Source organism: Campylobacter mucosalis, assembly GCF_013372205.1.
Classification (GTDB): domain Bacteria; phylum Campylobacterota; class Campylobacteria; order Campylobacterales; family Campylobacteraceae; genus Campylobacter_A; species Campylobacter_A mucosalis.
Genome location: NZ_CP053831.1, coordinates 628,954 through 648,110, shown reverse-complemented (window position 1 = coordinate 648,110; position 19,157 = coordinate 628,954). Strand labels below are relative to the sequence as shown.

Annotated in this window: 25 protein-coding genes and 1 pseudogene; 9 read left to right on the top strand and 17 right to left on the bottom strand. The window is 36.9% G+C overall.

The genetic code is table 11. The features are described 5' to 3' along the window. Positions 1-52: 52 nt before the first annotated feature. Complete coding sequence (locus CMCT_RS03430) at positions 53-343, top strand: hypothetical protein (RefSeq protein WP_217903848.1); 291 nt, start codon at positions 53-55, stop codon at positions 341-343. A 30-nt stretch (positions 344-373) separates the two neighbouring features. Here CMCT_RS03430 and CMCT_RS03425 read toward each other — a convergent pair whose 3' ends face one another. Further along, positions 374-1,522, bottom strand: coding sequence for a WG repeat-containing protein (locus tag CMCT_RS03425; protein ID WP_051654834.1), 1,149 nt, complete (start codon positions 1,520-1,522; stop codon positions 374-376). Between the two features lie 266 nt (positions 1,523-1,788). On the opposite strand from CMCT_RS03425, the gene CMCT_RS03420 reads away from it, so the two are divergent. The 5 genes and pseudogenes from CMCT_RS03420 to CMCT_RS03400 all read left to right on the top strand — a co-directional run bounded on the left by CMCT_RS03420 (position 1,789) and on the right by CMCT_RS03400 (position 4,649). Continuing rightward, complete coding sequence (locus CMCT_RS03420) at positions 1,789-2,565, top strand: MetQ/NlpA family ABC transporter substrate-binding protein (protein ID WP_034967495.1); 777 nt, start codon at positions 1,789-1,791, stop codon at positions 2,563-2,565. Between the two features lie 68 nt (positions 2,566-2,633). Then, positions 2,634-3,412: pseudogene (locus CMCT_RS03415) on the top strand (MetQ/NlpA family ABC transporter substrate-binding protein). 8 nt (positions 3,413-3,420) lie between these two features. Next, positions 3,421-3,708, top strand: a complete 288-nt coding sequence (locus CMCT_RS03410; RefSeq protein WP_176325012.1) for a LysE family translocator — start codon at positions 3,421-3,423, stop codon at positions 3,706-3,708. Continuing rightward, positions 3,656-4,072: a LysE family transporter gene (locus CMCT_RS03405; RefSeq protein WP_217903847.1), complete on the top strand. Its 417-nt coding sequence runs from the start codon at positions 3,656-3,658 to the stop codon at positions 4,070-4,072. Before CMCT_RS03410 ends, CMCT_RS03405 begins: the two co-directional genes overlap by 53 nt. Then, entirely contained in the window at positions 4,065-4,649 is a 585-nt protein-coding gene (locus CMCT_RS03400) for a DedA family protein (protein ID WP_034967498.1), read from the top strand. The genes CMCT_RS03405 and CMCT_RS03400 overlap by 8 nt, the downstream gene beginning before the upstream one ends. Positions 4,650-4,655: 6 nt before the next feature. Here CMCT_RS03400 and ppk2 read toward each other — a convergent pair whose 3' ends face one another. Next, positions 4,656-5,453 carry a polyphosphate kinase 2 gene (gene ppk2, locus CMCT_RS03395; RefSeq protein WP_034967500.1) on the bottom strand — a complete coding sequence of 266 codons (798 nt, stop codon included), beginning with the start codon at positions 5,451-5,453 and terminating at the stop codon, positions 4,656-4,658. Between the two features lie 81 nt (positions 5,454-5,534). On the opposite strand from ppk2, the gene dsbD reads away from it, so the two are divergent. Continuing rightward, the gene (gene dsbD, locus CMCT_RS03390; protein WP_244948662.1) at positions 5,535-7,208 is read left to right on the top strand and encodes a protein-disulfide reductase DsbD; all 1,674 of its coding nucleotides are present in this window, start codon (positions 5,535-5,537) and stop codon (positions 7,206-7,208) included. Positions 7,209-7,234: 26 nt separating this feature from the next. On the opposite strand, the gene dnaK is transcribed toward dsbD, so the two are convergent. The 3 genes from dnaK to CMCT_RS03375 are packed head-to-tail and all read right to left on the bottom strand — an operon-like array spanning position 7,235 to position 10,472. Next, the gene (gene dnaK / locus CMCT_RS03385; RefSeq protein WP_034967504.1) at positions 7,235-9,100 is read right to left on the bottom strand and encodes a molecular chaperone DnaK; all 1,866 of its coding nucleotides are present in this window, start codon (positions 9,098-9,100) and stop codon (positions 7,235-7,237) included. Between the two features lie 35 nt (positions 9,101-9,135). Continuing rightward, positions 9,136-9,672 (bottom strand): nucleotide exchange factor GrpE, encoded by a 537-nt coding sequence (grpE, locus tag CMCT_RS03380; protein ID WP_034967507.1) that lies wholly within the window; start codon positions 9,670-9,672, stop codon positions 9,136-9,138. Continuing rightward, positions 9,669-10,472, bottom strand: coding sequence for an HrcA family transcriptional regulator (locus CMCT_RS03375; RefSeq protein WP_034967677.1), 804 nt, complete (start codon positions 10,470-10,472; stop codon positions 9,669-9,671). Before CMCT_RS03375 ends, grpE begins: the two co-directional genes overlap by 4 nt. Before the next feature lie 281 nt (positions 10,473-10,753). On the opposite strand from CMCT_RS03375, the gene CMCT_RS03370 reads away from it, so the two are divergent. Together CMCT_RS03370 and CMCT_RS03365 are read left to right on the top strand one after the other, a co-directional pair. Beyond that, positions 10,754-10,999 carry a hypothetical protein gene (locus CMCT_RS03370; protein ID WP_034967509.1) on the top strand — a complete coding sequence of 82 codons (246 nt, stop codon included), beginning with the start codon at positions 10,754-10,756 and terminating at the stop codon, positions 10,997-10,999. 1 nt (position 11,000) lies between these two features. Then, the gene (locus CMCT_RS03365) at positions 11,001-11,177 is read left to right on the top strand and encodes a hypothetical protein (RefSeq protein WP_171993832.1); all 177 of its coding nucleotides are present in this window, start codon (positions 11,001-11,003) and stop codon (positions 11,175-11,177) included. Here CMCT_RS03365 and acpS read toward each other — a convergent pair. Genes acpS through CMCT_RS03305 form a run of 12 tightly spaced genes read right to left on the bottom strand, consistent with a single transcriptional unit; the run spans position 11,167 to position 19,138 of the window. After that, the gene (acpS, locus tag CMCT_RS03360) at positions 11,167-11,520 is read right to left on the bottom strand and encodes a holo-ACP synthase (RefSeq protein ID WP_034967512.1); all 354 of its coding nucleotides are present in this window, start codon (positions 11,518-11,520) and stop codon (positions 11,167-11,169) included. The genes CMCT_RS03365 and acpS overlap by 11 nt on opposite strands. Beyond that, positions 11,517-12,050, bottom strand: coding sequence for a flagellar basal body-associated protein FliL (gene fliL / locus CMCT_RS03355; RefSeq protein WP_176325010.1), 534 nt, complete (start codon positions 12,048-12,050; stop codon positions 11,517-11,519). Before fliL ends, acpS begins: the two co-directional genes overlap by 4 nt. Positions 12,051-12,095: 45 nt before the next feature. Then, positions 12,096-13,034, bottom strand: coding sequence for a hydroxymethylbilane synthase (gene hemC, locus CMCT_RS03350; protein ID WP_034967514.1), 939 nt, complete (start codon positions 13,032-13,034; stop codon positions 12,096-12,098). Continuing rightward, the gene (locus tag CMCT_RS03345) at positions 13,009-13,371 is read right to left on the bottom strand and encodes a hypothetical protein (RefSeq protein WP_217903846.1); all 363 of its coding nucleotides are present in this window, start codon (positions 13,369-13,371) and stop codon (positions 13,009-13,011) included. The genes hemC and CMCT_RS03345 overlap by 26 nt, the downstream gene beginning before the upstream one ends. Beyond that, entirely contained in the window at positions 13,352-13,678 is a 327-nt protein-coding gene (locus CMCT_RS03340) for an FxsA family protein (RefSeq protein WP_034967520.1), read from the bottom strand. The genes CMCT_RS03345 and CMCT_RS03340 overlap by 20 nt, the downstream gene beginning before the upstream one ends. Further along, positions 13,669-15,375, bottom strand: a complete 1,707-nt coding sequence (locus CMCT_RS03335; RefSeq protein WP_034967522.1) for a proline--tRNA ligase — start codon at positions 15,373-15,375, stop codon at positions 13,669-13,671. The genes CMCT_RS03340 and CMCT_RS03335 overlap by 10 nt, the downstream gene beginning before the upstream one ends. Continuing rightward, complete coding sequence (gene hemA, locus CMCT_RS03330) at positions 15,362-16,633, bottom strand: glutamyl-tRNA reductase (protein ID WP_034967525.1); 1,272 nt, start codon at positions 16,631-16,633, stop codon at positions 15,362-15,364. Before hemA ends, CMCT_RS03335 begins: the two co-directional genes overlap by 14 nt. Continuing rightward, a complete protein-coding gene (locus CMCT_RS03325; RefSeq protein ID WP_034967527.1) occupies positions 16,633-17,526 on the bottom strand; it encodes a polyprenyl synthetase family protein in 894 nt (297 codons plus the stop codon). The genes hemA and CMCT_RS03325 overlap by 1 nt, the downstream gene beginning before the upstream one ends. Beyond that, positions 17,526-17,951, bottom strand: coding sequence for a hypothetical protein (locus CMCT_RS03320; RefSeq protein WP_034967530.1), 426 nt, complete (start codon positions 17,949-17,951; stop codon positions 17,526-17,528). The genes CMCT_RS03325 and CMCT_RS03320 overlap by 1 nt, the downstream gene beginning before the upstream one ends. Then, the gene (locus CMCT_RS03315) at positions 17,944-18,186 is read right to left on the bottom strand and encodes a DUF2018 family protein (RefSeq protein ID WP_034967534.1); all 243 of its coding nucleotides are present in this window, start codon (positions 18,184-18,186) and stop codon (positions 17,944-17,946) included. The genes CMCT_RS03320 and CMCT_RS03315 overlap by 8 nt, the downstream gene beginning before the upstream one ends. Continuing rightward, on the bottom strand, positions 18,186-18,809 hold the full coding sequence (locus CMCT_RS03310) for an HAD family hydrolase (protein WP_034967535.1): 624 nt from the start codon (positions 18,807-18,809) through the stop codon (positions 18,186-18,188). The genes CMCT_RS03315 and CMCT_RS03310 overlap by 1 nt, the downstream gene beginning before the upstream one ends. Continuing rightward, complete coding sequence (locus CMCT_RS03305) at positions 18,806-19,138, bottom strand: hypothetical protein (protein ID WP_034967538.1); 333 nt, start codon at positions 19,136-19,138, stop codon at positions 18,806-18,808. The genes CMCT_RS03310 and CMCT_RS03305 overlap by 4 nt, the downstream gene beginning before the upstream one ends. Positions 19,139-19,157: the final 19 nt, after the last annotated feature.

Below are 19,157 nucleotides of genomic sequence, written 5' to 3'. Positions count from 1 at the left end.
TTGTCTTATCTATTATCGGTCTTTTTTGGGGTTTTATAGTTCATAATTTTAAATGGTTAGTACCTGTATTGTTGCTTGGCTTTTTGCCTATGGGGCATTAACAGATGAAAAAGGAGACTTTGAGTTCTTTATTGTAATGCTTTGTATCTGGGGTGTTATTAGCGTGGGCGTAACAATAGCACAAAGAAAGCAGATAGAAACACTTGAAAATCAAATAGATAGTATGCGTAAAGAGCTTGATGAGCTAAGAAGTAAAACAATACAAGGTAAGGTAACAAATGCAATAGCAGATACTGCGATAGGTGTCATGAAAGATGCTGTGACTGATGTTTTGTTTAGATAAAATATATCAATATTTTATCTAAACAAACGGCTACTTTTTTTGCACAAAATTTGCATTTTCGTCGATTAAAAACATAAATTTCTTATAGTCTATCCAACCACGATTTTCACTAAGGTCTTGCGTTTGGTTAAATACTGGCTCTATTACAAACTCGCCACGAGTATTTATGTAGCCCTTTTTATGATAGCCGTGCTCATCTACACGCTCAGCCCTTGCTATGCCGTTTTTAAATTCGCCAGTCCAGCACATCTGCCTAAACTCAATCATCTCCTTGCCGCTCTTATCTATGAAGCTACAAAGCACGATTATCCTAATGTTGCCAAGTATCCCGACACGCTCCTTTTTTGTAATTTCAGTATTTACACTGGCAAAACCCTCGCTAAAATCCCCAACCTGCGTATATTTTGGCTTTATGACCATTTTACCGCTTTTATCTATAAAGCCCCACTTGTTATCAACCTTAACCGCCGCAAGTCCATCGCTAAAACTATTTGCCCACTCAAATTTCAAATCTATAACAACCTTGCCACTTTTATCAATAAATCCACAACGCTCATCGCAAACCCTAGCAAAGCCCTCTTTAAATTCAGAAACGCTTTGATATTTTGGCTGGATTAAATAATTGCCATTTTTGTCTATAAAGCCGTATTTTTCATCAACCCCAACTGCCGCAAACCCCTCGCTAAACAGCCACGCATCATCATATTTTGGCTCTATGACAAACTTACCACTTTTATCTATAAAGCCGTATTTATCGTCCTTAACTACACCAGCTAAGCCCTCACTAAATGTATTGGCAGCTAGAAATTCTGGCTTTATCACAAATTTACCACTCTTATCTATGTAGCCAAATTTACCACCAAGACTTACAGCGGCTAGTCCTTGCGAAAAATACCCAGCTTGGTAAAATTTTGGCTCTATTATTGTTTTGCCGTTTTTATCAACGTATCCGTAATTTAAATTTTCATCCATTACAAGCGAAACGCCGTCATTAAATGGACTGGTCTTGTCATATTTAAGCGCGACTGGTTGCGATAAAATTTCGCCCATTTTATTTACTATAAAAAACTCATCGCCCTTTTGTATCAAAAACTCATAGTTTCTAATTTGAAGCGATTTAACATCATCTGCAACAAGCGGACAAAACGTCAAAGCGGTGGCTAAAATTTTACTTTTCACACAAATCCTTAAAAAATTTACGCAATTTTAACAAATTTTATTTTTATTTAAATAAATTTTGCTTACAATCAGCGAATTATTTTAAAACGAAAGGGCAGCAATGAAATCAGATATGTGCGATATGTGCCGTTGTAAGAAAGAGGTGTCAAAAGACTAACCGCTAAGCACAAATTTCTTTTTAAGTGCTTAGCACGAGCTAAACATTTAAAAAGAAATTTAATACCTATCCTTTTAAATGATTTAGCAAATTTTATAAAAGGATAAAAATGAAAAATCTACTTAAATCATCACTAGTTGCTTTGAGCTTAACCCTATCAGCAAATGCCGCTGAAAAAATCGTAGTAGGTGCTACACCAATCCCGCACGCTGAAATTTTAGAAGCTACAAAACCACTTCTTTTAAAAGAGGGTTACGAGCTTGTGATTAAGGAATTTAACGACTATGTCGTGCCAAATCTAGCTACACAAGACGGCGAAATTGACGCAAACTTCTACCAACACCTGCCATATTTAAATGAATTTAATAAAAACAAAGGCACAACGCTAGTGCATACGGCTGGCGTTCATTTAGAGCCAATGGGTGTTTATTCAAAGAAAATTAAAAACATAAACGAGCTAAAAAACGGCGATAGCGTAGCTGTGCCAAACGACCCGACAAATGAGAGCAGAGCACTTGATGTTTTAGCTAGCGCTGGGCTTATTAAGCTAAATAACAATGCGTTAAAAACTCCGCTTGACATTACCGAAAATCCAAAAAATCTAAAATTTATAGAGGTTGAAACGGCTCAAACTCCACGTGCTCTTGATGACGTTGCGGTTGCGGTAATTAATACAAACTACGCACTAAACGCAAACCTAAATCCGACAAAAGACGCACTCGTGCTTGAAAGCGGTGCAAATAACCCTTATACAAACTACGTAGTCGTTAAAAAAGGTAACGAAAACAGCCCAAAAATCAAAGCACTTGATAAGGCTATAAATTCAGATGAAGTTAGAAATTTCATCAAATCAAAATACAACGGCACGATTTTACCAGCGTTTTAATAAATGGGGCGAAAGCCCCAAAACACAAGGGCTTTTAACCTTTTGTGCAAAAATCTAAAAGGATAGATATGAAAATTTTAAAACTAGCCATAGCGTTTTTAACGGCTTTAAACTTAAACGCAAAAAGTGATGAAAAGACCATAGTTGTCGGCGTTTCGCCAGTGCCTCACGCTGAAATTTTAGAGGTTGTAAAACCAAAACTAAAAGAGCAAGGATATGAGCTTGTAATTAGCGAGATTACAGATTACTCAATCCCAAATATCGCTACAAATGATGGCGATTTAGACGCAAATTTCTTTCAGCACGAGCCATATTTAGATGAGCAAAATAAAAATTTAAGGCTAAATTTAGTAAAAACCCTAGCCGTTCACGTCGAGCCTATGGGCTTTTACTCAAACAAAATCAAAAATATAAATGAGCTAAAAGATGGCTCAGTAGTGGCAATCGCTCACGATCCTAGCAACTCAAACAGGGCTTTGAGAATTTTAGAAAATGCTGGACTTATCAAAATCGATCAAAGCGTAAAATTTGCAAGTCCACACGACATAACGCAAAATGTCAAAAATCTTAAATTCATCGAGATTGAGGGGGCTTTAATGCCACGCACACTACACGAGGTTGACCTAGCCGCAATTAGCACAAATTTCGTGCTTGATATGGGTTTAAATCCTGCAACCGACGCACTTTTGATAGAAAATAGCAATAGTCCTTACGCAAACATAATTGTAACAAAAAGCGGTAACGAAAACAGCCAAAAATCAAGGCTTTAAACAATGCCGTTAGAAGTGATGAAGTTAGAAATTTCATCATAAATCGCTATAAAGGTGCTGTTATACCAGCATTTTAAGGAGCTTTATGGACTTAAACTCGTTGCTTGTTCTTACAGGGGTTCATCTGCTAGCACTTGCCACCCCTGGACCTGACGTATTTTTGGTGCTTAGAACGTCACTTGCACACGGGTTTAAGTATAGCATTTACGCTTGTTTGGGCGTTGGTTTTGGCATAGTTTTGTGGGTAATTCTTACGGCTTTTGGTCTAAAAAGCCTATTTTTACTCTTTCCTTTTATCAAAACTACACTTATGGTTTTTAGTGTTTGCTATCTTGGTTACCTTAGTTTTTTTACTGCTTCGCTCATCATTTAGCAAAAAAGTTGAAAATTTTGACACAAATTACCAAAAACCACTATCAACAAAGCATTTTTTCATAGTCGGTTTTTTAACAAACCTATCAAATCCAAAGGCCATACTCTATTTTGCTAGTATTTTTTCAAGATTTGTTAGTGAAAACGCATCATTTTATGAGGTTTTAATATTAGTTTTTGTAATTTCGCTTGAGAGCATTTTGGCATTTATCTTTCTTGGTAGAATTTTTTCAATCAAACGTGCAAGAGAGCTGTTTTTAAACAATCAAAACAAAATCGACGCCGTTTGTGGTGTGATATTTGCTCTTTTTGCTATGCTTATTTTTTACGAACTAATACTAAATTTTAAGGTTTTTTATGCTTAGTGAGATTATAAATTTTATCGTTTCTATGGTTGCACAATGGGGTTATGTGGGCATTTTTGTGATGATGTTTTTAGAAAGCTCGTTTTTTCCATTTCCTAGCGAAGTAGCGATGATACCGGCTGGATATTTGGCAAGCAAAGGCGAGATGAGCCTAGTTTTGGCATTTTTATGTGGCGTGAGCGGATCACTTATTGGAGCGTTGTTTAACTATTATTTGTGTTACTTTTTTGGACGTGGTTTGATTGATAGATATGGCAAATTTGTAGGCATAAATGAAGCAAAAATGGCAAAATTTGAGGCGTTTTTTAACAAACACGGCGAAATTTCAACCTTTAATTGCAGGTTAATACCTGGCATTAGGCAATATATTAGTCTGCCAGCCGGTCTAAGCAAGATGAATGTGTTTAAATTTAGCCTTTTTACCACGCTTGGTGCTGGAATTTGGGTAGCGATTTTGCTTGGCGTTGGCTACTTTTTAGGGCAAAATCCATCAAAAAACGTGCTTTATGCGATCACTTTTACACTTATTTTAGTCGTTGGCATAATAACACTGGTCTACGTTAAAAAGAAAAGATAGCCAAATTTAGCTTATGCTTTTTAGCCCGTCTTTGTTTAGCCCAGCCTCTATGCGTTTTATCTCCACCGCACCATCTCTAACTAGCTTTTCATCATATTTTAAAGCCTTTTTGTCTATCTTATTTGGATACTCAACGCTTGATAAAATATACTTAAAGATATTAAGTCTAGCCTCTTTTTTGTTATCGCTTGAGACAATCGTCCAAGGCGATATTGGCGTGTGCGAAGCAAGTAGCATTGAGTATTTAGCCACAGAGTATTGATCCCAAAGCTCTTGTGAACGCTTATCAACTGGAGAAATTTTAAACTGCTTAAGCGGGTCGGTTAGACGCTCCTTAAAACGTCTTTTTTGCTCATCTTTGCTAACTGAAAGATAAAATTTAAAGAAAATTATGCCCGAGTTTATAATCATCTCTTCAAATTTTGGCACTTCACGTAAAAATTCTCTATGCTCTTCTTGAGTGCAAAAGCCCATCACAGGCTCAACACCTGCCCTGTTATACCAGCTTCTGTCAAAAACCACGATCTCTCCCGCACTTGGCAAATGTGCCACGTATCGCTGAAAATACCACTGTGTTCGCTCAACGTCGCTAGGTTTTGCTAGTGCCACGATACGACAACCGCGTGGATTTAGGTGTTCGCTTAGGCGTTTTATCGTGCCTCCCTTACCAGCTGCGTCGCGACCCTCCATAAGGATAAGCACTCTAAGTCCCTTGTCCTTAACGTGGTTTTGAAATTTTAAAAGTTCAATCTGCAAAGTTCTAAGCTCTGCTTCGTAGCTCTTTTTATCGCTTTTTCCACTCATTTTACACCTCCATTTACTTGAATTTTACTAGGAATTTATAAAAATTCAGTAAAATCTACACAAAAAATTTCAGGAGATCTTGTGTTTCGTATAATTTTATCAATTTTTGCCTTTGCGACATTTTGTCTTTGTAGTGTTTTAAACACAGATGAAGCGTTTAATATAAAGCTCACAAATGACGAGTCTGGCGTAGAATTTAACTTTAAATTTGGCGAAAATATCTACATTTATAAAGATACTTTTAGCGTCGTTTTAAATCAAAAAAGCATAAATGAACTACTAAATTTGCCAAAATATGAGGTGGTTGGCGAATACAATATCATAATGCAAGATTTTCATCTTTTGGTGCCAAAAGGGCTAATAAAAGAGCAACTAAAAGACGATAAGGCACTGCTTACCTTAAATTATCAAGGCTGTGCTAAAAACGGGATTTGCTACCGACCACAAGTTAAAAACTATGATATAACCTTAAAAAATGACAAACTCATAGTGCGAGAAAGAAGTGACGAAATTTCAGATGACGAACGTATCGCAAAAGAGGTTAACGACACCGAACTTTGGCTCTCGGCTTTGACATTTTTTGGCTATGGGATACTTCTTTCGCTAACCCCGTGCATATTTCCTATGGTGCCGATACTCTCATCTATAATCGTATCAAAGGGGGGTAAAGATTTAGGCATTAGGCGTGGCTTTGTGCTTTCGCTTGTGTATGTTGTGGCTATGAGCCTTGCTTATGCTATTGCTGGTGTGATAGCTAGTCTTATGGGTTTTGGGATATCTGGTGCCTTGCAAAATGCGTGGGTGCTTGGGCTATTTTCGCTGGTTTTTGTACTACTTGCGTTTAGTATGTTTGGGTTTTATGAGATTAAAATTCCAGCCGTTTTTGAAAAATTTGCCACAAAAGATAAAAAGAGCGGCGGGATAATCGGCGTTTTTGTAATGGGATTTACATCAGCCTTGATAGTATCGCCGTGTGTTGCAGCACCTTTGGCCGGAGCACTTCTTTATATCGCACAAAGCGGAAACGTGTTTTATGGGGGTGTGTTGCTCTTTATTATGGGGCTTGGTATGGGAGTGCCGTTGCTTTTAATTGGGGCTAGCAGTGGTAAAATTTTACCTCGTCCAGGCATTTGGATGGACGCTATAAAGGCTATTTTTGGCTTCTTGCTTTTAGGTATGGCGATATGGCTTAGTGCACGTTTTCTTGGTAGTTTTTATGAGCTTTTAGGGTATGGAATTTTAGGAATTATTGCGGTTTTATACTTTATGACACTTAAAGGTGGTGGAGTTTTTAAAAAGTTAGCACTTTTTGCGATCTTTATCTACTCAGTCACTCTTATTTTTGGTGCTTTTAATGGAGCAAAAGACCCGCTTAGCCCGTTAAATTTTACAAAAAAATCAGATGAGTTAAAATTTATAGAGGTTAAAAACTTAAACGAACTAAATGAGATTATCAAAAGCTCTGCAACTCCAGTTATGATCGATTTTTACGCTGATTGGTGCGTTAGCTGTAAAGAGCTTGAGAGTATAACTTTTAAAGATTTGGCGGTTATTAATTTGCTTAAAAATTTCACTCTAGTTCGCATAGATGTTACTAAAAGCAGTGATGACAATGACGCAATGTTGCGAGAATTTGGTCTGATTGACCCACCTGCTCTGCTGTTTTTTAAAGACGGAGTGCAACTAAACTCAAAACGGATAATTGGCTTTATAAAGCCTGAGAAATTCTTAGAGAAAATTTCAGATATTAAATAGGTGAGCCGTATTAAACGGCTCATTTTTTACTCAACTTCGGCGTCTATGACGTCATCGTCTTTTTTCTTGCTATCATCTTTGTTTTCATCTTTTTTATACATTGCTTCGGCTAGTTTGTGGCTTGCGGTGCTTAAATTTTTAACCTTCGCTTCGATCTGCTCTTTGCTTGCATTTTCATCTTTTAGCACCTCTTTTAGCTCATTTAACGCTGCTTCAATGTTTGCACGATCTTCTGCTGGGACTTTTTCGCCTAGCTCGTCCATTGATTTTTGTGTTTGATGAACGAGTGCGTCAGCTTGGTTTCTAGCCTCAACCGCCTCTTTGCGTTTTTTATCATCTTCTTTATGAAGTTCAGCCTCTTTTACCATTTTATTTATCTCATCATCGCTTAGTCCTGACGAGCCAGAGATCGTGATATTTTGGGCTTTACCAGTTGCTTTATCTTTTGCAGATACCGTTAAAATTCCGTTTGCGTCAATGTCAAACTCAACTTCAATTTGAGGCACACCACGAGGAGCAGCTGGAATTCCTTCAAGGTTAAATTGTCCTAGCGATTTATTATCCCTTGCAAATTCGCGTTCGCCTTGAATTACGTGGATTGTAACGGCACTTTGATTATCCTCAGCGGTTGAGAAAACTTGATTTTTCTTAACTGGTATCGTCGTGCCTTTTTCGATTATCTTTGTCATCACGCCACCAAGTGTCTCAATGCCAAGGCTAAGCGGTGTAACGTCAAGCAACAACACATCCTTAACATCGCCTTTTATAACCGCACCTTGTATTGCAGCACCGATTGCTACAACTTCATCTGGATTTACGCTCTTATTTAGCTCTTTGCCAAACGCCTTTTTAACTTCATCTTGCACCAGTGGCACACGAGTTGAGCCACCAACCATTACGACCTCTTTTATATCGCTTTTGCCAAGTCCAGCGTCTTTTACGACTTCGTTTATTTTTGAGATAGTTTGAGCCACAAGAGCTTCTATCATACCCTCAAATTTAGCCCTTGTTAGCGTTTTTACAAGGTGTTTTGGACCAGTTGCGTCAGCTGTGATAAATGGCAGGTTTATGTTGCTCTCTTGTGCTGAGCTTAGCTCTTTTTTGGCGTTTTCTGCTGCTTCTTTTAAACGCTGACTTGCCATTACATCTTTTTTAAGATCTATGCCAGTTTCACTCTTAAACTCACTTGCTAACCAGTCAATGATTAGGTTATCAAAGTCATCTCCACCTAAAAATGCGTTACCGCCAGTTGCTAAAACCTCTACTACATTATCGCCAGTTTCAAGCACTGTTACGTCAAATGTTCCGCCGCCAAGGTCATAAACTAAAATTTTCTCAGCCTCTTTTTTATCAAGACCATACGCAAGTGCAGCCGCTGTTGGCTCGTTTATGATACGAAGCACGTTTAATCCAGCAATCGTGCCAGCCTCTTTTGTCGCCTTTCTTTGGCTATCGTTAAAATACGCAGGCACCGTTATAACCGCATCTACGACCTTCTCTCCCAAAAATGCCTCAGCGTCCTCTTTTAGCTTCATTAGCACCTTTGCTGAAATTTCTTGTGGAGTATAAACCTTGCCTGAAATTTCAATCGCACACGCACCATTTCTATCAACAACGTGATATGGCAGACGCTCTTTTGCCTCACGTGCCGCCTCTTCGTTGCTCATTAGACCCATTATTCTTTTGATAGAATATATCGTTTTTTCTGGGTTTGTAACCGCTTGACGTTTTGCCACGTCGCCTACTAAAACATCGCCCTTGTCAGTAAATGCCACAACTGATGGAGTGGTGTTTTTGCCCTCTTTGTTTGGTATAACCTTGCTCTCGCCACGCTCATAAACGCTCACGCAAGAGTTTGTTGTTCCTAGGTCAATTCCTATAACTTTTGCCATTTTTTATCCTTTTTATTGATTTTATTTTTCAAATTTTAATTTGCAATGCTAACCATAGCTGGACGTAAAACCCTGCCGTTTATGGTGTAGCCTCTTTGCATTACCTGCACGATTTGCCCACTTTGATGAGCGTCGCTATCAACACGCATAACGGCGTTATGGACATTTGGGTCAAACTCGCCACTCGTGTCAATCTCGCTTATACCGTGCTTTTCAAAGCATTTTTTAAACTCATTTAGCGTTAAATCAATGCCCTCTTTTAGCTTAGCTGAAAACTCATCGCTAGTTTGGGAATTCGCACCCATTAGCATTGCGTCAATTACCGGCAGTAAATCACGTGCAAATTTCTCATTTGCGTAACTTGCAATGTCAGCCTTTTCTTTCTCAACCCGTTTTCTTAGGTTTTCAAAGTCTGCATTTGCCCTGTAATACTTATCTATTAGCTCATTTATCTGTGCTTCTAGCTCTAAAATTTTAGCATTTTCGCCGTTTAGGGCATCAAAGCTGATATTTTCATTTTGAGCTTCTTGGCACTCACCTTGCTCTTGTGCTAAGTTTTTTTCTTCGTTCACGCTGCCTCCCTTATCTCATTTAAAAATTTCACATAATCACTATAAATACTACCAGCACATATCATAGTCGAACTCTCTCCTTGGTGTAAAACTCTAAGTTTTAACCCCATAAAATCGCTATTAAAAACTGGCTCGTAGTTTACACCATCACTCATTTTAGTCGCAAAACTTGGCTCAAGTATCATTTTATAGCGTTCATCATCAAACATTTTAAAGGCTAAAATTTCATTTTCTTGAAAACTAATTTTACCTCTTTTAAGCTCTCTAATTTTCGCTCTTAGTTCGCTTAAACCAACCTGAGCAGATACTAGCTCAAGCTTGTCTAAACCAACACCGATTAGGTTTTGTAAAAATTTCTCAACCCTCATATCATACTTTAACACAATCTCATCGTGGCTAAAATTTAACAGCAAAAATCTGTCATTAACATTTAAAATTTCAACCAACTCCTGCTCAAAATCGCCAAAAATCATACAATAAAGCTCGAGCCTGTCGCATAAATTCTTAAGCAACAAATCATCATTTATCTCAAGAGTTGGCATACTAAAGTCAAAATCATCAAAAATCTCTCTCCAATAACGCCTCATAGCCACAATAGTAGGTATGCGTCCCCCACTGATGTGAAGCTGAGTTATCTCGCCCTCATCCGCAAGTTTCTTAAAATAAACGCGTATCGTAGAGGCTGGCATAGCAACGTCCATACGAGAGCCAAGCTCACTTGAGCCAATCGGCGAATTATCGCTTAGATAGGCTTTTATGATGGAATTTAGTATCAGATCTCTTTTGCTTATTTTGCTCACTTTTAGCACTCTTTCTTTTTAATTGCTAAGTGGATTATACTATATTGAGTATATCATTGTCAAGAGTTAAGGCTAAAAAAATTTATTTATATATTTTTAGTCTATATAACTAAAGTTTATTAATATATATAATTTATATTTACAATATTCATACGTTTTAACGTATATAAATATTATATTTTAGTATGATATATCTTATAATTAGAATAAAATAAACAAAATATTATTTTTTATATAATTTTTAATGTATATTTAATAAAATATAACGTATAATTATCCTTATGATTGAGACAAATGATATTTTTAACCTCTTGCATAATGCTATCGAGTCAAAAAATTTAGGGAAGAAAATTTCTTTAAACGATATGGCAAAGCACCTTGGTGTGCCAATGAGAACATATCAAGACTGGCGACTTGGAAACTCGAAGCCACAAGCGGCCATAGCAGTGTGCAAGTTACTTTGCGAACTTGATGAGGACGAAGTATTGTTTATTATGAGAAAATTTAAAAAACTATTTGGGAACTAAAATGCAAGGTATAACACAAAAAGAAAAGATTGAGCTAGAAGAGGTATTTGCGGCTATTTATACAAAAAAAGAGAGCAAAATTTTGCGTTTTTATAAAGAGTTTTATTCTGTTACTATCCTAAATTTACGCAATATAAAAACAAAAATCAAACGAAAAACAAGAAAATTTAATGTTTAAGGCTTAAAGCCACAACAGCGATAGCAAAACCGCCATCGTGCGTTATGGATAAACTTGCGTTTTTGATGTTAAAATCTTTTAAGATGTGTTCTGAGAAGTCTATCATCGGAGCATTTTTGCTATTTTTTGAAATTTTTATATCATCAAAGCCACACTCTTTTGATATACCAACGCCAAGAGCCTTACTAGCGGCTTCCTTTGCAGCCCAAAATCCAGCCAAAGTAGTATCATTTTTGGCTAGAGAAATTTCATCATCGCTTAAAAAGCGTCTTAAAAAACTATCTCCAAAACGCTTCTTAAGACGCGAAATTCTATCTATCGCAACAATATCAATGCCTATCATTGCACCACAAAATCGGTAAAATAGATATTTTTAATGTATCCGTCACTTAAAACTTCATTTATCTTACTTACTATCTCATCTTTTAAGCGGTCTTTGCCCTTTGCGGTGCTGACCTCTTCGTATGTTTTAGATGAGAGTGTGCGTATGATAATATCACGCAAAAGAGCCTTTTTCTTATCAAGCTCAGATGTTAGCGTTTCAGCACTTTGCTCAAGGTCAATCTTGGTCTTTAAAAATCTCGAGCCATTTTCGCTAAGCAAATTTACTATAAACTGATCAAGCGGATAGATCGGCCCCATATTCATATAGTCGCTACTACGCTTACCTGGTTGTTTTGCTGGTGCGGCCTGAGTGGCGGTTTGCTGTTGTGGTTGCTGAGCAGCTGTATTAGCTGCCTCATCATCGCCTGAAAGCAAAAATACGATAAGTCCGCCCACAACCAAAAGCAAAACTAAAACAACGCCTATAATGGCTATTAAAATGCCCTTGCCACCTTTTTTTTCTTCTTTTTCTTTAACCTCTTCTGCCATTTTTTCTCCTTATTTTTTGTTGATTATATCAAATTTAATGCGTTTTTATAAATCCGCAGCCATTTTTTCTGCACGTTCTAAAAGCTCTTTTGCGCCACGAGCTATGAACTGGTGAGCTAAATTTCTACCAGCCACACCAAACTCAGCTTTTTTTACAACAAGACTATCACGTAAAAACTCGCTACCATCTGGCATACCGACAATCGCCTGTATAGAAATTTCATCATCAATAAGCTTAGCACTAACGCCTATTGGGGCTTGACACCCACCATTTAAAGTAGCGACAAACTCACGCTCTATCGTGGTTTCAATAACAGCACTATCGTCGTTTAAGAAATTTATGGCTTTTAAAATTTCATCATCATTAACAGCCTCAATCCCAAGAGCACCCTGACCCATTGCAGGAATCATCTGCTCCCTTTTAAATGGATAAATAAATTTTACCTCATCTTTAATATTAAGACGATTTATACCAGCCATCGCTAAAATAATAGCATCAAATTCGCCATCTTTTAGCTTTCTAAGCCTTGTTTGGACGTTACCACGAAGCGAGATTATTTTTAAATCAGGACGCAACATAAGTAACTGCATACGGCGTCTAAGGCTAGTAGTGCCAACCTTTGCACCGCTTGGCAAATCATCAAACGTCGCGTATTTTTCGCTAATCATAGCGTCCCTAACATCCTCTCTTGAGCAAATAGCAGCAAGTACTAGTCCGTCCGGAAACTCAACCGGCACATCTTTTAGGCTATGAACAGCTATATCGCTTTCGCGTCTTAGCATACTCTCTTCAAGCTCTTTTGTAAAAAGCCCCTTGCCACCGATCTTTGCAAGTGGAGTATCAAGTATGACATCGCCCTTTGTTTTCATACCGATTAATTCTACGTCCAGTTCGCTGTGGTGTTTTTGTATTTTTGATTTTATATGCTCACTTTGCCACATCGCAAGTAAACTCTTTCTAGTTGCAATTTTTAACGTTTTCATTTAAAATTTCCTTTTTAAAATTTACACTAATTTTCTCTCCCAAAAGCTCATCTCTAAAGCTCATTTTGGTTTTTATGTCTATCATATCTGTTGTAAAAATTTCATCTTTTACAAAAACGATATCGCTTTTTTGTATGCTATTTTTAAGCCCTTTTACACTTAAAGTTATTGTCAAAAAATGAGCTTCAAAGCCGTTTTTTAAACTCAAAATTTTATCTGTTTTGACGCTTATGACCCTGATTTTTTCATTTTTCTCATAGGCTTTTGCTATAAAGTCATTAAAACTAGCAAAACAAAAAATACTACAAATAAAAAGACTAGCCAATAACTTCAACATCGATAACGTCATCTCTTTTTCTACCCGTAAATGGCTTTTGCTTTTGCTCTTTTGTGCCTTTTAAAAACGCATAAAAGAGTATTAAAATTGCCAAAATATCAGTTGAAATTCCTGGCAAGATGAGTAACAAACCGCTAAAAAACTGCATTCTCATCATCAAAAATACGCCCAAAAAAGCACTAAAAATCACTTCAAAGATAAAATTTAAAAATCCAAAACTACTTACAAATAGGTAAGCCAAAAATAGCTCAAAAAGTAGATATGGCAAAAATATCATTTTTGTTATGTCGCCAAAATTTAAAAACATAATTTCGCTTTTAATACTTCTAGTGCAGTATCTGCTTTGATTTGCTCTTTTACTAGTCCGCTTCTAGTAACTAGCTCGACACTGCCCTCTTCAAGTCCCTTACCAACGATAATCGCAAATGGAGCGCCTATTAGCTCATAGTCATTCATCTTTACACCAAAACGCTCATTTCTATCATCAAGCATTACATCAAGCCCTGCTTTTTTAGCGTTTTCGTAAAGTTCTGTTGCATATTTTAACGCATTTTCATCTTTTAAATTTGAAACTATGATAAACGCGTCAAATGGCGAACACTCCTTCTTCCAAACACATCCACGCTCATCGTGACTAGCCTCTATCATAACCGCCATAAGCCTGCTAACTCCAATGCCATAACACCCCATTATAAATGGCTTTGCTTTGCCGTTTTCATCTAAAAATGTAGCATTCATCGGTTTTGAGTACTTATCTCCAAGTTGGAAAATATGCCCTACCTCAATCCCTTTACTAACTTCAAGCTCACCACCACACTCAGGACACCTATCACTCGCCCTAACAACAGATAGATCTTTAAACCTATCCTCATTAAAGCCACTTACACTTACGCCGACAAAGTGGTAATCTTTTTCGTTTGCACCACATATCATCTGATTTTGCCCTTTAAGCTCACTATCTATGTAAAAATCAACACCCTTAAGTCCAACAGGACCGCAAAAACCAGCCACCAATCCAGCATTTAAAACCTCATCATCACTTGCGTCTGCGATATCTAGGGCTTTGCACGCATTTTGTGCTTTTACCTCTTGAAGCTCGTCATCGCCTCTTATGAAAAATACGACAATCTTTGTGCTATCAGCATAAATCGCCTTTTTAATAACTGCTTTTATGGTATAAAACTCATCTACCTTAAAAAATTCTGCCACGTCTTTTATAGTTTTCATATTTGGCGTTAAAAATTTCGCAGCGTCAGCCTCGGGCTTTGAGGCACTGCTCGTTCTAGGGGCACGTTTTGCGGCTTCTATGTTAGCAGCATAGGTGCATTGTTTACAACATATAATATCATCTTCCCCGTTTGGTGCAAGCACCATAAATTCCTTACTCCCGCTACCGCCAATCGCACCACTATCAGCAAAAACAGCTCTGTAATTTAACCCAAGTCTAGTAAAAATTTTAGAATAAGTTTGTTCCATCAAATCAAATTCACGCTTTAAATCAGCCTCGTTTGCGTGAAAGCTATAAGCGTCTTTCATAATAAACTCACGACCTCTTAAAATTCCAAACCTAGGACGCGCTTCATCTCTAAATTTTGTATTTACTTGATAGATATTTTTGGGTAGCTCTTTATAGCTAGTAACCTTGCCTCTTATCGTAGCTACGGCACTCTCCTCGTTTGTAGCACTTAGCAAGAAGTCATTATCTTTTCTATCTTTAAAACGCAAAAGCTCCTTGCCAAAAACATCAAAGCGACCACTTTGTCTCCACAGCTCAGCACTAGTTACCATACTGAAATTTAACTCCAAAGCACCGGCGTTATCCATCTCCTCTTTAACTATTTTAGTTATTTTATTTAACACCTTTTGTCCAAGTGGCAAGTAGTTATAAAGTCCTGCTCCCATCTGCTCGACAAAACCGCCACGAAGTAAAAATATATGGCTTGGCAAACTCGCGTCTTTTGGTGCTTCCTTTGTAGTTGGTGCGTAAAATTTAGAAAATTTCATCTATCTTTTCCTTATCTTTAAAATCAAAAATATATTTAGCCGCGTCGGCTATCATAAGTGCGTTTTCGTTATTTGATATCTCTTTTAATCTAGTTGTGGGAATATGCAAAAATGCGTTTAGAACTTGATCTATAAGCTTTTTTGCCTCATTTGGATCGCTATTTTTTAAGTAACCTTTTTTTATCGCTTTTTCTAGCTCTTTACTAGCAAATTCGTTCGCACTTTGCCTTAAGGACTTAACAAGTGGAGCACTTATGCTGTCTTTTATGAATTTTAAGAAATTTCCGACATCTTTTGAAACTATTGAGTATGCTATTTGTGCTTGCTCTTCACGCATAGCAAGGTTTGCCTTAACTATCTCGTCAAGATCATCAACTGAAAAAACTTCAACATCTTCACTCTTTGTAAGCCTAATATCCCTAGGAACTGCTATATCAAAAAAGTAACGCTTAAATGGCACTTGTTTAACAATATCGTCAGTTATAACGGGGTGTGGTGCTGATGTACTTGAGAATATAAGCTCATAAGAATTTACATAATCTTTTAGCTTTAAAATGCTATCCCAACTAGCCTTATCTCCAAGCTCATCAACCAAGGCTTCAACTCTTTGAGTGCTTCTATTTACAACGATAACATTTGCTCCGCTTGATATAAGATGTCTTGCTGCTAACTCACCCATCTCTCCAGCTCCGACAACAACAGCCGTTTTGCCCTCAAGTGTGCCAAAAATTTCCTTTGCCTTTGCAACTGCAACCGATGAAACCGATATTGGATTTTTTGAAATTTGAGTTTCATTGCGAACTTTTGCCGCACATTTTATGGCGTATTCTAAAGCTTTTGATAAATTTTCACCGTTCATATCTAAGCTTTTTGAAAATCTAAAAGCCTCTTTTAACTGACCTAAAATTTGTGTTTCGCCAACTACTAGACTATCAAGCGAACTTGCCACAACAAAAAGATGATGTATGGCTCCGCTGTTTTCATAGATGTCAGCCCTCTCAAAAAGCTCATCTTCAAAAATTCCAGAAAATACAGCCAAACACCTAATAATATGCGAAGTTGCGGGCTTTATATCATCTGCACAGGCTAAAATTTCAACCCTATTACAGGTGCTAAGCACCACGACCTCTTTTATATTTTTGCTAGATTTTAAAAGCCTTAAAACACTCTGTTTTTTCTCGTCATTATTTAAAGCTAGTTTTTCCCTAACCGATATGTCTGTATTTTTATGTGTAAAGCTGATGTTTAAGTATTCCATTAAAATTCCCTATCTATCATACTTTTTATAATCTCTTCAAGCCCATCATTTTTATACTCGCTTATCGCTTCTATCGCCTCTTGTGCTAAATTTTTAGCCATAGTTACGGACTTTTGTATGCTTTTATGTTCTATCATACTATTTTTTATCCACTCTTTTTCTTGAGAGTCTAGCTCTTTTTTGTATAAATTCTTTAGCCTATCTGCCCCATTTTTATCTAAATTTTGATACAAATAAAGATATGGCAAAGTCACCTTACCCTCTTTAAAATCATTTAAATTTGGCTTTCCAAGTGTCTTTTCATCTTGCGTTATATCAAGCACGTCATCTATGATTTGAAAAGCGAGTCCTAAATTTTTACCATAAATTCTAAACTTATCTGCGTTAAATCCCGCAAGTATCGCACCACAAACGGCACTTGCCTCAATTAGAACGGCAGTTTTATACTCTATCATTTTTAGATACTTGCTAATATCTGCGTTAAAATCGCAAGAGAGCTTAACGTCCATAAGTTCGCCAATACTTAGTTTACTAACGGCATTTGAAATTTCAAGAGATATACTTTTATCAAATTTACAAAGCTCAAAAAAGCCCTTTGAGTAGAGTATATCGCCTAGCATTATCGCGTCTTTTGTGCCAAAAAGTGCGTTTATACTGGGTTTGCCTCGTCTTAAATTTGCGTCATCTATCACATCATCGTGAAGCAAACTAGCTAAGTGTATAAGCTCGATAACAGCACAAAGCCTAAACGCTTCATCGGTGTTTGGAGCTATTTTTAGCAGTAGTTTTGAACGAAGTTTTTTACCTGAACTGACCTTTAAAAACATCTCGTTTGCGTAGTCGTAGCCAAGCTCACGGATAAAATTTGTCATTAAATTATCTATTTGTTGCATTAGTTTCTCTTTGGTGGGTCGATAAATTGCGTGTCTATTCTAGAACTAGGGTCTAGAATATCAACACGAAAAAATGCCCTTTTGTTTTTAAATTCTAAAAAAGTAAGATATAGTTTTACGCTATCTTTTGGCGGTTGGTTAAAATCAGGAATTATAGACTGAACAAAGCGATCTTGCTTGTGAGCTAAGCCCAAAACTACGTGTTTTGGATAGAAGCGGAAGAATGTCTGCAAATTTATATTTTTAGTATCAAAAAGCGTCCACCTAAAGTCAAAACTATCCATTTTTTGTGTTGCTTTCTCAACCACAAAAACCCTTGCCCACTCATCTTTTTTTAGCTCAAATGTGTGAGTAGAGGCAAAGTTTGGCGGAGTGGCAAACAAAAATGTTGCAAAAAAGGCGATAAGTGTTACGATTTTACTCATTTTTACTTAAAATTTCTCCGCTAATGTGCAAATACATATCATCAAGCGATGAGTATATTTGGTCTAAATTTTCATTTATAAAGCTTTGCAAATTTGGATTATTTTGCTCTAAAATCATACTCATAGCGATGAATTTTTGCAAAATTTTATCAATCTCATCGGCTACTAAATTTCTATTTGCATTTTGTAAAATTTCATAAAATTTCTCTCGTGGCGTTGAGTTAAAAATATCCATCAAATTTCCTCTATAATACTCCAAGCTTCGTTGGTGCTACTAGCGTTATAATCGCTAGTTTTGCTATGCTTCCCAAACCCCCAAGTCACCTGGATATAAGGCATATTTGCATTTTTTGCCGCAAGCTCATCTTTTAGGCTATCGCCTACAAAAATCGCCTTTGAGGCACTAAGTTTTTGTGTGCAAATTAGAAGCATTTTTGGATCTGGCTTTTGAGGTATCTCGCTACTAGCACCCACGATAAAATCAAAGTATTTAAAAATTTCACATTTTTTGAGTATATCCTCAAGCGTATTTTGCGGTGCATTTGAGGCTAAGGCCACGCCAAAACCGCTATCTAAGCATTTTTTTAAAAGCTCCTCTATACCGTCATAGGCTTTGGCATATTTTGCGTAGTTTATCTTGAAATTTTCTTCAAAATTATCTCTTAATTTTGCGGTTGGATTTTGCATATTGTATAAATCTAGTGCCAAATTTCTACCCGGCTCATTTATCGCCTTTATGATAAAATCGCTACTAAGTGGCTCTAGCTTAAGCTCGGCACGGATATCATTAATAGTTCTTTCTATCGCAATAGAGCTATCAATAATCGTGCCGTCCATATCAAATATCACAGCCTTCACACATCGTCCTTAAATTTATTTTTATGCTTATCTTTTTTGTAATTTTTCTGATTTTTTAGCTTCTCAAGCAAATTTGCACTTCTTAAAAGCTCGGTTTTGCTAACCTTTTGCACGGCTTGATTTACAAAATTTTCTAATGCTTTTGTGTATGGACTATCAAGATATACAGGCTCTAGCTTTTCTAAAATTTTCGCATTTTTGCCAACCCTATCATAAAACTGCACCTCATCAAAATCCTCTCTTTTTAGTGCACTTATGGTTGATTTAGCAAATTTCTCCAAAGCCCTAATATACTTCACTCTCTTTGCTTTTTCGTCTATAAAACTCATCTATTTCCAGAAAAATTTT

Bases quoted from the DNA above. Each gene is read 5' to 3' on its own strand.
- CMCT_RS03430 (WP_217903848.1), top strand. From the start codon at position 53: ATGGTTAGTACCTGTATTGTTGCTTGGCTTTTTGCCTATGGGGCATTA.
- CMCT_RS03420 (WP_034967495.1), top strand. From the start codon at position 1,789: ATGAAAAATCTACTTAAATCATCACTAGTTGCTTTGAGCTTAACCCTA.
- CMCT_RS03410 (WP_176325012.1), top strand. From the start codon at position 3,421: ATGGACTTAAACTCGTTGCTTGTTCTTACAGGGGTTCATCTGCTAGCA.
- CMCT_RS03400 (WP_034967498.1), top strand. From the start codon at position 4,065: ATGCTTAGTGAGATTATAAATTTTATCGTTTCTATGGTTGCACAATGG.
- ppk2 (WP_034967500.1), bottom strand. From the start codon at position 5,453: ATGAGTGGAAAAAGCGATAAAAAGAGCTACGAAGCAGAGCTTAGAACT.
- dnaK (WP_034967504.1), bottom strand. From the start codon at position 9,100: ATGGCAAAAGTTATAGGAATTGACCTAGGAACAACAAACTCTTGCGTG.
- CMCT_RS03370 (WP_034967509.1), top strand. From the start codon at position 10,754: ATGATTGAGACAAATGATATTTTTAACCTCTTGCATAATGCTATCGAG.
- CMCT_RS03365 (WP_171993832.1), top strand. From the start codon at position 11,001: ATGCAAGGTATAACACAAAAAGAAAAGATTGAGCTAGAAGAGGTATTT.
- acpS (WP_034967512.1), bottom strand. From the start codon at position 11,520: ATGATAGGCATTGATATTGTTGCGATAGATAGAATTTCGCGTCTTAAG.
- fliL (WP_176325010.1), bottom strand. From the start codon at position 12,050: ATGGCAGAAGAGGTTAAAGAAAAAGAAGAAAAAAAAGGTGGCAAGGGC.
- hemC (WP_034967514.1), bottom strand. From the start codon at position 13,034: ATGAAAACGTTAAAAATTGCAACTAGAAAGAGTTTACTTGCGATGTGG.
- CMCT_RS03345 (WP_217903846.1), bottom strand. From the start codon at position 13,371: ATGTTGAAGTTATTGGCTAGTCTTTTTATTTGTAGTATTTTTTGTTTT.
- CMCT_RS03340 (WP_034967520.1), bottom strand. From the start codon at position 13,678: ATGTTTTTAAATTTTGGCGACATAACAAAAATGATATTTTTGCCATAT.
- CMCT_RS03335 (WP_034967522.1), bottom strand. From the start codon at position 15,375: ATGAAATTTTCTAAATTTTACGCACCAACTACAAAGGAAGCACCAAAA.
- hemA (WP_034967525.1), bottom strand. From the start codon at position 16,633: ATGGAATACTTAAACATCAGCTTTACACATAAAAATACAGACATATCG.
- CMCT_RS03325 (WP_034967527.1), bottom strand. From the start codon at position 17,526: ATGCAACAAATAGATAATTTAATGACAAATTTTATCCGTGAGCTTGGC.
- CMCT_RS03320 (WP_034967530.1), bottom strand. From the start codon at position 17,951: ATGAGTAAAATCGTAACACTTATCGCCTTTTTTGCAACATTTTTGTTT.
- CMCT_RS03315 (WP_034967534.1), bottom strand. From the start codon at position 18,186: ATGGATATTTTTAACTCAACGCCACGAGAGAAATTTTATGAAATTTTA.
- CMCT_RS03305 (WP_034967538.1), bottom strand. From the start codon at position 19,138: ATGAGTTTTATAGACGAAAAAGCAAAGAGAGTGAAGTATATTAGGGCT.